The following is a 12,967-nucleotide window of genomic DNA, read 5'->3' on the forward strand; positions in this document are numbered from 1 at the left end:
GGTCGGAGCGTCAGTAGAGACGGGTGCGTTCGTCGTCGTCGATGATGTCGTGCATCTGCTCGACGGTGAGGTCGAGTCGTCCGTGGCGGACCATCGCCCGGGCCAGGAGTCGGTCGTCGGCGGAACGCTCTTCGTGCTCGCGGGTCCACAGGTCGGACCGGATGATGCATTTCCCGCAGTGGAAGTAGCCGGTCGTCAGGTGCACGGCGAGGACGAGATCGGGCACCGATCCGTTCGCGGCGAGGCGTTCGCGCACCTCGACGTCGCGGACGATCTCGGCCTGTCCTCGAAGGCGCAGCGTGTTCTTGTGGCCGGGGACGAGGAAGATCAGCCCGACATACGGGTGCTCGAGGACGTTGAGGAACGTGTCGGTCCGGTGGTTGCCGAAGCGATCAGGGATGACGAGCGTCTGATCGTCGAGCACCCGGACGAAGCCGGGTTCGTCACCCTTCGGCGAGATGTCGATCTTGCCGAAACCGTCGGTGGAAGCGACGAGGACGAACGGCGAGCGGGCGATGAACTCGCGGCACTCGTCGTCGAACGTGTCGAACTCCTTGTCGGTGACGAGCCTGCTCGCCGGCCGCATCACCTCGCGGAACTGCTCGAGTGTCTCGATCCGGTCCCGGAACTCCATCTCGCCCCCTGTTCGTCCACCCGTCTCGGAGGGTAGCCGGTCGCCACGGTGCGTGAGAAGGCCTCGCCGACCGAACGTCAACCGAGCACGGAGTTCGTCGTGGCTGCCCGCGCCCGCTTCCGGGAGAAGGCGCCCAGGTCGATCGCACGGCCGGTGCGCGGGCCGACGAACTGCACCGGCTCGAGGTCGTGATCGTGCCCGTCGGACACCGCATCGATGATCGTCCGCATGAACCGACCGGCGATCGGGGCATTCTTGAACTGATTGCCGCTCGTCGCGCACGCCATGTAGAAGCCAGGGAGCGAGGACCGGTCGTAGATCGGCACCCAGTCGTCGGCCACGTCGTACAAGGAGGCGAGGCCGGTCGGTGCATTCGGGACTCGGAACCCGGGCACCCGACGGGCGAAGCGGAGCATCGCGGTCTCCCAGACGTCGACGGTCGGATACGGCGAGTTCTCGTCCGGGTCGTCGACCCAGACGAGTTCGTCGCACTCGGGTTCGGTGCTCCCGATCATCATCGATCCGCCGGGTTGCGGTCGGAAGTACTGGCCGAGGTCGACGTCCGCGACGAAGGCCCCGCCGTCGTGGAGTCCGGTGCCGTCGGGCGCTGCGACCACGAAGACCTCCTGTCGGAGGGGGCGATGCCCGATCGTCATGTCGGCGGTCACGCCGGCGAGCCGGTTCAGGTGCGCCGAGTGGGGCCCGCCGACGTTGACGACGACGGGGGCCTCGACCGATGAGCCGTCGGCGAGGGTGACACCGCGCACGGCGTCGTCCCGGTCGATCGACACGACCTCGGCGCCGAACCGGAACGTCGCGCCGTGCTGCTTCGCCGCCCATGCCAGGTTCCTGGCGGCGAGCATCGGATCGTCGACGAAGCCACAGCCGTGGCACAGGATTGCGGTGAGGCGACCGTCCGGGTCGCCGGCGAACGCCGGGTCGTCGATCGGTTTGGGCGGGTAGAAGCGGCCCGGGTCGAGGGCGGGATAGCGCTGGGCGAGTGCGTCGGCGTCGAGTTCTTCGTGGTCGATGCCGTACTCGCGCCATCGTGCGAGCATCTCGTCGGGGTCATATCCCGTGGTGCGGAAGGTGAGATTCGGGCACTCGACGAACGTCGCCATGCCGTCGGGGTCGATGCCGCCGAGATGGTCGGCCCAGTGACGCCACATCGTCGCCGCTTCCCAGGCGGCGAGGATCGCGTCGGGCGTCGAGTAGCTGAATCGGATGATCGCCGCCGACGCGCTGGTCGAACCGGCACCGGCGGCGGGGCCGCGGTCGACCACGACGACGTCCCGACCGCTGCGCGCCAGTTCGAGCGCGACCGAACTGCCGATGACGCCGGCACCGATGACGACGGCGTCAGCTGATCGGGTGGTCACGGAGGTACGCCTCGGTGAGGTCGTCCGGGGCGGCGGCGAGCCAGGCGTCGACGACGAGACGTCGTGCATCGTCGGGCGCGATGGTGTCGAGTTGGATCAGGACGGCGGCGAATCCGTCGAAGTGCGCAATGGTGAACACACCGTCGGTGCCCTCCGACAGGATCGCATCCTTCTCGTCGAGCCCGTCGACCTTGACGCCCATGATGGGTCCGGCCGGCACCGGATCGTCGCCGAACCGCTTCAGGTCGGCCTTGCTGAAGGGCCGGTCCCAGACGAACATCGAGCCGCGGACCTTCCAACAGCGGTTGCCGTAGCTCGTGCCCTCGGCGACGTCGGGCAGTGCCGTGATGACGTCGACGGCGTCGGCGTGCTCGATCATCGCCGTCAGTTGACCTGCTTCTCCTGGCCCTCCCAGAACGGGGCACGGAGCTTGAACTTCTGGAGCTTGCCGGTGGCGGTGCGGGCCAGTTCGCTGCGGAACTCGACCTTCTTCGGACACTTGTAGCCGGCGAGCTTTTGCTTGGTCCACGCGATCACGTCGGCTTCGGTGAGATCCGAACCCTCGACCGTGACGACGAGCGCCGTCACGAGTTCGCCCCATTTCTCGTCGGGGATGCCGATCACGGCGACCTCGGTGATGTCGGGATGCTGGAAGATCGCGTCCTCGACCTCGATCGAGCTGACGTTCTCGCCGCCCGAGATGATGACGTCCTTCTTCCGGTCGGCGATCGTGACGTAGTTGGCCTCGTCGATCGTGCCGCCGTCGCCGGTGTGGAAGAACCCGTCGTAGATCGCTGCGGCGGTCTGGTCGGGCTGCTCCCAGTAGCCCTCCATGATCATGTTGCCGCGAGCCATGATCTCACCGCTCTGGCTGACGTCCATCGTGCAACCGACGACCGGTGCGCCGGCCTTGTTCAGGCGCACCGCCTGTTCGCCGACCGGCAGTTCGTCCCACTCCGGGCGCATTCGGTTCATCGTCAGGAGCGGGGTCGTCTCGGTGAGCCCGTAGATCTGGACGAACTCCCAGCCGAGTTCGGTCATGCAGCGTTCGATCGTCTTGGTGGGCGGGGGAGCACCGGCACAGACGATGCGGACACGGTCGCGGCCGGGGATCGGCCCGTCCCACTCGGCGGCGGCGTCGAGGATCATGTTGAGGACAGCGGGTGCGCCACACATCAGGGTGACGCCGTGCTCCTCGACGCGACGGAGGATCTCGGTGCCGTCGATCTTGCGGATGATCACGTGCTCGGCACCCATGCCGGTGACGGCGTACAGCATGCCCCACCCGTTGCAGTGGAACTGGGGGAGCGTGTGGAGATAGACGTCGCGGTCGCTGACGGTCATGTGCCAGCCGAACACGGTGGCGTTGAGCCAGATGTTGCGATGGGTGAGCTGCACGCCCTTCGGTCGAGCGGTGGTGCCCGACGTGTAGTTGATCGTCGCCGTGGCGTCCTCGTCGGCGTCCCACGGTTGCGGCTCGGTGTCGAACTTCATGAGGACGGCGTCGCTCTCGGCGCCGATCGTCCACTTCATCTCGCACTCGACGTCGGCCATCGCGTCGGCGAGTTCGGGGTCGATGAGGAGAACACGGGCACCCGAGTGCTCGACGATGTACTTCACCTCTTCGGCGACGAGTCGGAAGTTGATCGGAACCAGGATCCGGCCCGATCCCGACACCCCGAACAGTGCGGTGAGCAGGCGCGCCGAGTTGTGCGACACCATGGCGACCCGTTCGCCCTGTGCGATGCCGAGTTCGTCGAGTCCGGCCGCCATCGCACGGGCGCGCCGGGCCATCTCGCCGTACGTGATCTCGCCCCACGACTCGGCAGGTTGATCGGGCTCGTCGACGACTGCGACCCGGTCCGGGTACAGCAGCTCGGCTCGACGCAGGAAGTCGTTCACCGTCAGCGCAACCTTCATGGCGCCGAACCTAATCGCGTCGCCCTGTGACGGACGACACGCCGCGGTGCTCGCCGTCGGGTCGGTCGGGGCGATGCGGGTCAGTCGTCGGGACGGTCGACGAACTGGTCGATCATGATCGTGTTGCCGTCGGGATCGGTCACGACGATGTGCGCCGGGCCCGTGCCGTCGGCGTCGATCGGTTCGGCGGGTTCGACGCCGGCCGATCGCAGCACGGCCTGCACCTCGCGGACGTCGGTGAAGTCGCCGTCCGCCGGCACCCCGTCCTGGGTCCAGCCCGGATTGAACGTGAGGATGTTGCCCTCGAACATGCCGTGGAACAAACCGATGATCGCTTGCTCGTTCTTCAGGATCAGCCAGCCCTCGTCGGCGTTGCCGCCGGTCACCTCGAAACCGAGGCGCTCGTAGAACTCGCGTGACGCTGCGAGGTCGGCGACGGCGAGGCTGACGGAGAACGCTCCGAGCTTCACGACGCGACCCCGGCGAGTAGGGTGGTGAGTGGCCAGGGGCGCTCACGCTCGACCGTCAGCGCCAGGTCGAGGAGCAGTTCCTCGCTGAAGTGCGGACCCACGATCTGGAGGCCGATCGGCAGCCCGTCGACCTGCCCGGCCGGAACGGAGATCGCCGGATTACCGTGCAAATTCGCCGGGAAGGTCAGCTTGCCGTTGTTGCCCGCACCGGCCTCGACACCGCCGAACACGCCGGGCAGCGGACCGTCGGCTGCGAACGCGATGTCGGGATTGCTGGCCGTCATCACGAAGTCGACGCCACCGGAGGCGGTGTCGAAGATGCGCGCCATCGCCTCGTTCAGTTCGCTGCGGCGACGCTCGAGCTTGATGCGGGCGTCGGCGCCGTAGTTCGGGGCACCGTGCTCCATCGAGAAGCGGATCTCGGGCGTCAGCTGGTCGGCGCACTCGGGCCACCGCTCGCCGAGCTTGTCGATCAGGCCGACGCTGTTGGCGACCGACCAGGCAGCGCCCATTCGCGGGAGCGCCGTGTCGACGTCGTCGACCCGCACCATGCCGCAGTCGGCGATGAGCCGGTCGGCGGCCTCTTCGAGCAGCTCCCACATGACCGGCGAGACGACCGCCGAACCCCAGTCGGCGACAACGGCGACGCGCTTGCCCCGCAATTCGCCGAGGTGGGTGCCGAGCCCGGATTCCCATCCGTCGACGCGTGGCAGGCTGAGCGGCTCGCGGGGGTCTCGGCCGTTGCAGACGTCGAACCATCGAGCGGTGTCGCGGACCGACCGGGACAGGCAGCCATGGGTGACGGTCATCGCGCCGAGGCGGGCGTCGGGCGTGAGGGGGATGCGGCCGTACGTCGCCTTGAGTCCGACGAGGCCGCAGAACCCTGCGGGGATTCGGATCGATCCTCCGCCGTCGCCGCCGGTACCGAGGGTGACGATGCCGCCGGCGACCGCAGCGGCGGTGCCACCCGACGAGCCGCCCGGCGTGGTGCCGTGTCGCCACGGGTTGTGGGTCGTGCCGTTGATCACCGTTCGGGTCAGGTTGACGCCGCCGAACTCCGATGCGGTCGTCTGACCGACGAGTACCGCACCGCCGAGATCGCGGGCTCGGGCGACGTTCGTGTTCGTGTGCGGAGCGATGTCGTCGGCGAACAGTGCGCAGGCGTGGGTGTCGGGCCAGCCCTCGACCTGATCGAGCTCCTTCACGCCGATCGGGACCCCACCGAACGGCTTCGAGACGTCGGCGTGCTGAGCGGCCTCCCGAGCCTGTTCGAGATGCAGGTGGCTGAAGGCGTTCAGGTCGGACGCCTCGATCGCTCGGACCACCGCGTCGAGCTCGTCGAGCGGTGTGCGTTCACCGGAACGGAAGGCGTCGACGAGCGAGCAGGCGTCACCCTGCCACGGCAGGTCGACGGATTGTTCGGAGTTCCCCATGTCGATGACGGTAGTGCTCGGCTCGTACAGTCGCCGCCATGAGCCTCCCTCGCCGCCCCGGAATGACCGTGCCTCTCGCCGGACCGCTGCACGCGCAGCGTGATCGCATCGTCGAGCTGGCCGACATGGGGTTCACCGACGTGTGGTCGGCCGAGTCGGACGCCGGCGACGGCCTGACCCCGCTGGCGCTGACGTCGGTGTGGGAGCCGCGGCTCCGGCTGGGAACGGCGATCCTCCCGGCGTACACACGCACCCCGGCGTGCATGGTGCAGAGCGCCGCGTCGATGGCCGACGCCGCGCCGGGCCGGTTCGTGCTCGGCATCGGGTCGTCGTCGAACGTGATCGTCGAGCGTTGGAACGGTGTGCCGTTCGAGGAGCCCTACAAGAAGGTCCGCGATGTCGTGCGCTTCGTGCGTGACGCGTTCAGCGGGGAGAAGGTCACCAAGCAGTACGACACCTTCGAGATCCAGGGCTTCCGGCTCGGTCTCCGTCCGGAGCAGACGCCTCCGATCGTGGTCGCGGCGCTGCGTGAGGGGATGCTGAAGATGGCGGGACGCGAAGCCGACGGCGCGATCACCAACTGGCTCGGCGCCGACGACGTGCCGACGGTCGCTGCGGCGCTGCGCGAGGGCGCCGGGGGAGAGGATCGCGAGCTCGTCGCCCGCGTCTTCGTGTGCCCGAGCGAGAACGCCGAGGTGGTGCGGGCCGGCGCACGACGAGCGATCGCCGCCTACATGAACGTGCCGGTGTACGCGGCCTTCCAGGAGTGGCTCGGACGTGGCGACGAGCTGGCCGGGATGTGGGCAGCGTGGAAGGCCGGTGATCGCAAGCAGGCCTTGGCCGAGATCCCCGACTCGGTCGTGGATGCTCTCGTCGTGCACGGCTCGCCGGCCGAGTGCCGGGCCACGATCGACCGGTACTTCGACAACGGGGTCACGACGACGTCGCTGGCCGTCTTGCCGTTCGATCCCGACCTCGACGCCTGGGACGCGATCACGTCGTTGGCGCCGAGCGCCGGCTGATCAGGCTGCCTCGGGGCGAACCGGGCGGCGTGCCGACCGGGCGGTGAGATGTTCGGCCTCGCGGCGGGCGGCCTGTCGGGCTGCCATCTGCTCGCGGATCTCGGCGACGTGGCGCAAGCCGCGGCGCCGCGTGTCGGCGTCGAGGCGGAACTGAACGGGAACCTCCGGTGAGGGCAGGAGGCTCAGCTGCCGGGGGGTGTTGGTGTCGTCCATGCACCCCACTCTGACGAAGGGGTGTTACAGGGTTTCCCGGCGGGGGATCAGTGGCGTCGGAGTTCGGGGTGATGCGGGCTGATGCCGGTCACCCGGACCTGCACGCCGCGCTCTTCGAGCGCGTCGATGAGTGCCTCGAGCATGCGGAGCCAGGGGCCCGACAAGATGGCCGCTCCGCTGAGGTCGAGATCGAGCCGAGAGTCGGCCGGCAACACGACGGTCGCGTCGTGGACCGCTTCGATCGCAGCGGCGTTCAGCAGTCCCTGAACGGCCAGGATCGAGCCGGTGCCGTGGGGGTCGGCGACGTGGGCGAGACGGTACTGCAACTCTGGAGTTTGCACGGAGCGTGGCGGCCGCTTGGCGGCGACCGCCGCCGACAGCTGTTTGCGGCGCTCCTGGAAACGCTCCCAGGTGTGATGCAAGCGCCTCCGTGTGGTCTGGGTGGATGGCAAGTTCATGGCTGGATTCCGTGTCGTTTCGCGGGGAGGAAACTGTATTTGACACAAACCGAAGATAACCCGGTCCGATGGTCCTACCATAGGCAACCGATCAAGGTTGCGAAAGGATTCTCGGGATCGAATCAGGAAGATCCGACGCTGAGAACCGCAATGGCCACAGAGAGTGAAATAACGCCGATCGGGGCGGCGTAGCCGGCCCACTTCGGCACCCCCCGGTACGCCGGCGCCATGACGGCGAGTGCACACAGCCCGCCTGCGATCGCCCCGCCGAGGTGGCCGCCGACCGAGATCCGGTTGCTCCACAGGAAGGTGAGCACCAGATTGAGGATCAACAGCGAACCGATCGATGTCGACATCGGGTTGGTGCCGTTGAGCCAGTAGCCGACGAACGCCAGTGCGAGCAGTCCGAACACGGCGCCGGAGGCGCCTGCGGTGAGCGCGTCGGGTGAGAGCAGGACCGCGCCGGCCGAACCGCCCAGCAGACCTGCGAAGTAGACCAGGAGGAACTTCACCCGGCCGATCGCCGGCTCGAGCATCTGTCCGACGACGTACAGCAGGTACATGTTGAACCCGACGTGGATGATGCCGTAGTGGAGGAACCCCGATGTGACCAGTCGGTACCACTCGCCCTGTTCGAGGGCGGGCTCGTAGAGCGCGAACTCGAGGTGGAGGCGGGTGAGTGCACCGCCGATCGCCTGCGGGTCCTGCACGACCATCATGGCGAACACGGCCAGGTTGATGCCGATCAGGATCGTCGTGACGAGGGCCGGTTGCCGAGCGTTCCAGAACGTGGCTCGCGTCCGCACGTCGGGGCGGGCGGCCTTGGCGCACTCGACGCAATGGCTCCCGACGGTCGCCTGGACCAGACAATCGGAACACGCCGGTCGTCCGCACCGGGTGCACCGGCGGCCAGCGTCGCGGTTCGGGTGTCGGAAGCAGGCTTCAGCAGCTGCCGGAGGGGGCGGCGGCGGGAGGCTCATGCCGAGACCCTAACGGCGGGCCCGGCTCGAACGGGCGAGTGCCGGTGGCGCGCCGTCAGCGTGCCCTCAGGCCCCTCGGGCATCGAGGCCGAACCGGGGATCAGAGTTCCATCTGGACGACGAGCTGGTCGGCGGCGGCCGGCGACCCGACCAGGTGCCCCTGCACCAGGTCGCATCCGGCGGCGCGCAGCCGGCGCAGCTGCTCCAGTCCGGTGACCCGCTCCGCGACGACCTCCATGTTCAGCGCATGGGCGAGCAGGACGAGGGCGCGCACGACACGGGTGTCGGTCTCGGAGGCGCCGTTCGGCAGCGCCAGGCTCCCGTCGAGCTTCAGCACGTCGGCGCCGATGTCGGTCATGAGTGAGAGTGCGTGCGAACCGGTGCCGAAGTTGTCGATGGCGACTCGAACGCCGACGCGACGCAGTGCTCGCACGGAGCGCACGACCTCGTCGGAGTCGTCGTCGACCAGGCTCGCCTCGCGCACTTCGAGCACCACCTGGCGCGGCCGCAGTCGGAACTCGCGGAGCAGGTCGACGACTCGGTTGACGAAGGTGGGCCCGGCGAGTTGGAGGCGGCTCACGTTGACGTGCACCGAGAAGCGGGACCCGACCAGTCCGGCGTCGATCCACTGCCGAGCCGTCGCACATGCTTGCTGCAGGACCCAGTCGCCGATCGGCACGATGACGCCGGTCTCTTCGGCGATCGGGATGAACTCGCCGGCCTCGACCCTGCCGCGAGACGGGTGGTTCCACCGCAGGAGCGCCTCGGCCGCTTCGGCCATTTCCGACACCGCGGAGAAGATCGGCTGGTATTCGACCTCGAGCTGGCCGTCGCGGAGCGCCCGCGACAGCGCCGACGACAGTTCGGTGCGAACCCGAGCCTGGCTGCCCAACTGCTCGGAGAACTGGGCCGTGTGGCCCCGCCCGCGCTGTTTGGCGGCGTGGACGGCGGTGTCGGCGCGCGAGATCAGCTCGAGTGCTCGGAGTCGGCTGTCGGGGTTCGGTTCGTCCGACGAGCTGCTCCACGAGTCGTCGACGACGGCGACGCCGACGCTGACCGACACGTCGAGTTCGAGTTGCTGGATCGTGAGGCGGCCGGTCAGCGACCGTCGGATGCGATCGGCGAGTTCGAGCGCCGCCGGTGGACCGTCGAGATCTCGACACAGCACGATGAACTGGTCGCCGCCGATGCGAGCGACGAGGTCGTCCGGACGCACCGCAGTACTGAGGCGGCGAGCCGTCGAGGCCAGTAGCCGGTCACCGGTGTCGTGGCCCAAGGCGTCGTTCACGTCGGCGAGCCGGTCGACATCGATCAGCAGCACCGCCGTCGTGGTGGCACCCGGCGACGCGAGCGCTTCGCCGATCCGCGCGATCGCAGCGGAGCGGTTCAAGAGGCCGGTCGTCGGATCGTGTTCGAGCTGGTGGACGAGACGGGCGACGCGTTCGCGTTCGTGGGTGACGTCGTCGGCGAGGATCGCCAGGTAGCCGCCCGCCGGGTGGGCTGCATCGTGGTGTGCGTGCACGGTCACGGCGTGGACCGACGGGCGTTCGAGCGTGGATCCGAGTGACACCTCGCCCGACCATGTGCCACCCTCGGGTCCGTCGAGGAGCTGCTTGGGCACTTGATCGAGGACGATCGTCAGTGCGTCGGACGCCACGCCGGCGGACAGTTGGAACAGTCGTGCTCCGAGCGGGTTGGCGTGCAGGACGCTGCCGTCGATCCCCAACACGGTGACGGCGAGCTCGGCGGCGTCGACGACCGTGGCGAGTGCGCGGGTGGGAGTCCCGGCGTCGTTCGGTGTGGTGGTCGTCGTGTCGTCAGTCATGTCGGCGGGGGAACGTCGAGTTGTCCGATCACCGTGGCCTGCGCGATCGCGATCAACGCGATCATGCCGACGAGTTCGGTGACACCAGTGTCATCGGCAGCTTCGACCTGTTGGTTGAGCGCGTAGACCGTGATCTGGAGATCGGCGTCGCCGTCATCGGTGCACCAACCGGGCCAGCGCGCCCCGGTCTCCGAGGGCGGCCACCAGAACGATCCCGGCGGCAGAGCCCCTTCGGTGAGACCGGCAGCAGCGGGATCGATCCCGACGAGTACCTCGTGCGGGGAGCCGTCGATCGAGAAGACGACGGCGAGGTCCGCCGTGCCCTCCGGCACGGCGGTCCAGCTGACCGCCGGGGCGGCGGCGTCGGTTCCGCACGCGGAGCGCGCCGGCACCAGGCCGTCGGAGCCCCACGGCGAGATCACCCGGAACGAGGGCCCGGGGACGGTGGCGGGGGTCGTGGTCGTCGTAGCCGGCAGGGGTTCGACGGCCGGCGGGAGAGTCCGTCCGTCGCCGCTGCTGCACGCGCCCGACAGGACGGCGGCGACGGAGACGGCGGCGACGAGACGCATCGGAGCGAGCGTAGTGAGGCTGGTATCGGGCGTCGTGGCGCGCCCCGACCGGGGTAGCGTTCAGGCGATGGCAGCCGACTGGACGATCATGACCGTGCATGCCCACCCCGACGACGAGGCGTCGAAGGGCGCCCCAACGCTCGCCAAGTACCACGAGCAGGGGGTTCACACCGTGCTCGTCTGTTGCACCGGCGGTGAGGAAGGCGATCTCCAGAACCCCACCTTGCGCGAGCCCGGGCAGCCGTTCCACGACCTGACACCCGAACAGGAGCGCGAGCTCGTCGTCTCGATGCGGCCGGGCGAACTCGACGCCTCGGCGAAGGTGATCGGGTTCGACGAGGTGATCATGCTCGGCTACCGCGACTCCGGCATGGCCGACACGCCACCGAACGAGCACCCCGACTGCTTCCACCAGGCCGACCTCGACGAGGCGACGGGTCGGCTCGTGGCGCACATCCGCCGCACGAAGCCGCAGGTGCTCATCACCTACTCCGACGACCAGCAGGGCTACCCGCACCCGGATCACCTTCGCGTCCACGACATCTCGGTGCTCGCGTTCGACCGTGCCGGTGACCCCGACTGGTACCCGGAGGCCGGTGCGCCGTTCCAGCCGCTCAAGCTCTACTACTCCACCTGGAGCCGGCGCCGGCTGGTCGCCATGCACGAGGGGCTGCTGCGACACAAGGGCGAGTCGCCGTTCGACGAGGCGTGGTTCGAGCGTCCCGATACCGACCACCGCGTCACGACCCGTGTCGACATCGGCGACTACTTCTGGGCGCGCACCGGCGCGCTCAAGGCGCACGCCACCCAGGTCGACCCGACGGCCGCCTTCTGGTTCGGCCTCACCGACGAACAGCTCCGCGACGTCTACCCCTGGGAAGACTGGATCCTGGCACGGTCGCTCGTCGGCGACATCCCCGACCCGTACGCCGACGGTGGCGAGTACGAGCACGACCTGTTCGACGGCGTCGCTTCCGAGGTGACGTCGTGAGCGTGCAGTACCGCCTCGCCGTCGCGAAGAAGGACGAACGGGTCGAGGGCCCGGACGATGCCGACATCGTGTTCACGGCTCCGGTCGATGTGGTGACCGCCGACGACTTCGACGCCACCGTCGAGTTCATGCGGGGCAAGGTGAAGGCGACGGGGCACACCGGCGAGGTGCTGGCGGCGCTGCGTCTCGGCGACGTGACGGCGGCGTTCAGCCGGCTCGCATCGCAGCTCTGAGTTCGCGATACCCGATCAACGTCGCCCCGGCGGCGTCGAGCGCCGACTGCAAGGTGCCGTCGGTCGCGTAGGCCAGGTCGTCGATCCACTCGTCGGCGTGTTTCGTGAGCGCCCGCACCTCGGGGCTGTCGATGGCCGGCTGGATGTGGATCTCCGTGACGCCGCTCGGGAGGTCGGCCAGCGTGCGCCCGACCCGCTCACGCGAACCGGCTCGCCAGTCGTGATCGAAGTGGTCGGGGAAGACGATGCCCTCGTCGGCCGCGAGCTTCCGGAACGGGAACCCGGCCTGATCGGCGCTGACGGTCGACGGCAGTCGGATCGGCAGCGCGAACTCGACGGCCAGGTCGACGTAGATGCCGAAGAACTCGGGTCGCAGTGTGATCGCCGTGAGGTGCGGTGCCAGATGGGTGACGTCGATGCCCCACGCGATGGCGCGTCCGATCTGGGCCTTGAGCTCGCGGTAGACCTCGTCGGCGTCGGCGTGCTCCCACAGGTCGTCGAGGTTGCGGGGGAAGCCGGTTTCGCCGGAGTGCAGACTCGGGGCGTGGGTGACCGGCCCCCACCGATAGAGCTCGTGCTCGGCGTTCAGGGTGAGGTGCACCCCGATGTCGTCGGTCGGCAGGCACTCCGCGGCTGCGTGCCGTGCCCACGGTGCCGGCACCATGATCGACGCGCACGTGGCCACCCCGTCGCGAATCGCCCGGTACACGCCGACGTTGGCGGCGTGGCACGAGCCGAGATCGTCGCACGAGACGATCACGAGCTTGGCGTCGGACGGGTGCCCCAGGCGTTCGGCGAGCTCGCTCACGGGCACAGACGCTACCCGGCTCGGCGTCGAGG

At 68.8% G+C, this 12,967-nt stretch carries 15 protein-coding genes; 3 read left to right on the plus strand and 12 right to left on the minus strand.

Features of this window, described 5'->3' with window-relative positions:
• Positions 1–10 precede the first annotated feature (10 nt).
• The 6 genes from BDK89_RS08350 to BDK89_RS08375 all read right to left on the minus strand — a co-directional run bounded on the left by BDK89_RS08350 (position 11) and on the right by BDK89_RS08375 (position 5,836).
• Positions 11–634, minus strand: a complete 624-nt coding sequence (locus tag BDK89_RS08350; protein WP_133868510.1) for an MSMEG_1061 family FMN-dependent PPOX-type flavoprotein — start codon at positions 632–634, stop codon at positions 11–13.
• Between the two features lie 77 nt (positions 635–711).
• Positions 712–2,013, minus strand: coding sequence for an NAD(P)/FAD-dependent oxidoreductase (locus BDK89_RS08355; protein ID WP_208294008.1), 1,302 nt, complete (start codon positions 2,011–2,013; stop codon positions 712–714).
• A complete protein-coding gene (locus BDK89_RS08360) occupies positions 1,994–2,392 on the minus strand; it encodes an MmcQ/YjbR family DNA-binding protein (protein WP_133868512.1) in 399 nt (132 codons plus the stop codon). Before BDK89_RS08360 ends, BDK89_RS08355 begins: the two co-directional genes overlap by 20 nt.
• A gap of 5 nt (positions 2,393–2,397) precedes the next feature.
• Positions 2,398–3,933 (minus strand): AMP-binding protein, encoded by a 1,536-nt coding sequence (locus BDK89_RS08365; RefSeq protein ID WP_133868513.1) that lies wholly within the window; start codon positions 3,931–3,933, stop codon positions 2,398–2,400.
• Positions 3,934–4,013: 80 nt separating this feature from the next.
• A complete protein-coding gene (locus BDK89_RS08370) occupies positions 4,014–4,403 on the minus strand; it encodes a VOC family protein (protein WP_133868514.1) in 390 nt (129 codons plus the stop codon).
• Positions 4,400–5,836: an amidase gene (locus BDK89_RS08375; protein WP_133868515.1), complete on the minus strand. Its 1,437-nt coding sequence runs from the start codon at positions 5,834–5,836 to the stop codon at positions 4,400–4,402. The genes BDK89_RS08370 and BDK89_RS08375 overlap by 4 nt, the downstream gene beginning before the upstream one ends.
• Before the next feature lie 38 nt (positions 5,837–5,874).
• On the opposite strand from BDK89_RS08375, the gene BDK89_RS08380 reads away from it, so the two are divergent.
• A complete protein-coding gene (locus tag BDK89_RS08380; RefSeq protein WP_133868516.1) occupies positions 5,875–6,858 on the plus strand; it encodes an LLM class F420-dependent oxidoreductase in 984 nt (327 codons plus the stop codon).
• Here BDK89_RS08380 and BDK89_RS08385 read toward each other — a convergent pair whose 3' ends face one another.
• The 5 genes from BDK89_RS08385 to BDK89_RS08405 all read right to left on the minus strand — a co-directional run bounded on the left by BDK89_RS08385 (position 6,859) and on the right by BDK89_RS08405 (position 10,903).
• Positions 6,859–7,071 (minus strand): hypothetical protein, encoded by a 213-nt coding sequence (locus BDK89_RS08385; RefSeq protein ID WP_133868517.1) that lies wholly within the window; start codon positions 7,069–7,071, stop codon positions 6,859–6,861.
• Between the two features lie 47 nt (positions 7,072–7,118).
• Positions 7,119–7,529, minus strand: coding sequence for a hypothetical protein (locus BDK89_RS08390; RefSeq protein WP_133868518.1), 411 nt, complete (start codon positions 7,527–7,529; stop codon positions 7,119–7,121).
• Between the two features lie 122 nt (positions 7,530–7,651).
• Positions 7,652–8,509 (minus strand): rhomboid family intramembrane serine protease, encoded by an 858-nt coding sequence (locus tag BDK89_RS08395; RefSeq protein ID WP_133868519.1) that lies wholly within the window; start codon positions 8,507–8,509, stop codon positions 7,652–7,654.
• Positions 8,510–8,609: 100 nt separating this feature from the next.
• On the minus strand, positions 8,610–10,334 hold the full coding sequence (locus BDK89_RS08400; protein WP_133868520.1) for a putative bifunctional diguanylate cyclase/phosphodiesterase: 1,725 nt from the start codon (positions 10,332–10,334) through the stop codon (positions 8,610–8,612).
• A complete protein-coding gene (locus tag BDK89_RS08405; RefSeq protein WP_133868521.1) occupies positions 10,331–10,903 on the minus strand; it encodes a hypothetical protein in 573 nt (190 codons plus the stop codon). The genes BDK89_RS08400 and BDK89_RS08405 overlap by 4 nt, the downstream gene beginning before the upstream one ends.
• 67 nt (positions 10,904–10,970) lie before the next feature.
• Between BDK89_RS08405 and BDK89_RS08410 the strand changes: the two genes are divergently transcribed.
• Both BDK89_RS08410 and BDK89_RS08415 read left to right on the plus strand, forming a co-directional pair.
• Positions 10,971–11,894, plus strand: a complete 924-nt coding sequence (locus BDK89_RS08410; protein WP_133868522.1) for a PIG-L family deacetylase — start codon at positions 10,971–10,973, stop codon at positions 11,892–11,894.
• Positions 11,891–12,127 carry a hypothetical protein gene (locus BDK89_RS08415; protein WP_133868523.1) on the plus strand — a complete coding sequence of 79 codons (237 nt, stop codon included), beginning with the start codon at positions 11,891–11,893 and terminating at the stop codon, positions 12,125–12,127. Before BDK89_RS08410 ends, BDK89_RS08415 begins: the two co-directional genes overlap by 4 nt.
• On the opposite strand, the gene BDK89_RS08420 is transcribed toward BDK89_RS08415, so the two are convergent.
• Positions 12,102–12,935, minus strand: coding sequence for a carbohydrate deacetylase (locus BDK89_RS08420; protein WP_166657463.1), 834 nt, complete (start codon positions 12,933–12,935; stop codon positions 12,102–12,104). The genes BDK89_RS08415 and BDK89_RS08420 overlap by 26 nt on opposite strands.
• Positions 12,936–12,967 lie beyond the last annotated feature (32 nt).

It is taken from the genome of Ilumatobacter fluminis (genome assembly GCF_004364865.1).
GTDB classification, from domain to species: Bacteria; Actinomycetota; Acidimicrobiia; order Acidimicrobiales; family Ilumatobacteraceae; genus Ilumatobacter; species Ilumatobacter fluminis.

Bases quoted from the DNA above. Each gene is read 5' to 3' on its own strand.
- BDK89_RS08350 (WP_133868510.1), bottom strand. From the start codon at position 634: ATGGAGTTCCGGGACCGGATCGAGACACTCGAGCAGTTCCGCGAGGTG.
- BDK89_RS08360 (WP_133868512.1), bottom strand. From the start codon at position 2,392: ATGATCGAGCACGCCGACGCCGTCGACGTCATCACGGCACTGCCCGAC.
- BDK89_RS08365 (WP_133868513.1), bottom strand. From the start codon at position 3,933: ATGAAGGTTGCGCTGACGGTGAACGACTTCCTGCGTCGAGCCGAGCTG.
- BDK89_RS08375 (WP_133868515.1), bottom strand. From the start codon at position 5,836: ATGGGGAACTCCGAACAATCCGTCGACCTGCCGTGGCAGGGTGACGCC.
- BDK89_RS08380 (WP_133868516.1), top strand. From the start codon at position 5,875: ATGAGCCTCCCTCGCCGCCCCGGAATGACCGTGCCTCTCGCCGGACCG.
- BDK89_RS08385 (WP_133868517.1), bottom strand. From the start codon at position 7,071: ATGGACGACACCAACACCCCCCGGCAGCTGAGCCTCCTGCCCTCACCG.
- BDK89_RS08390 (WP_133868518.1), bottom strand. From the start codon at position 7,529: ATGAACTTGCCATCCACCCAGACCACACGGAGGCGCTTGCATCACACC.
- BDK89_RS08395 (WP_133868519.1), bottom strand. From the start codon at position 8,509: ATGAGCCTCCCGCCGCCGCCCCCTCCGGCAGCTGCTGAAGCCTGCTTC.
- BDK89_RS08400 (WP_133868520.1), bottom strand. From the start codon at position 10,334: ATGACTGACGACACGACGACCACCACACCGAACGACGCCGGGACTCCC.
- BDK89_RS08405 (WP_133868521.1), bottom strand. From the start codon at position 10,903: ATGCGTCTCGTCGCCGCCGTCTCCGTCGCCGCCGTCCTGTCGGGCGCG.
- BDK89_RS08410 (WP_133868522.1), top strand. From the start codon at position 10,971: ATGGCAGCCGACTGGACGATCATGACCGTGCATGCCCACCCCGACGAC.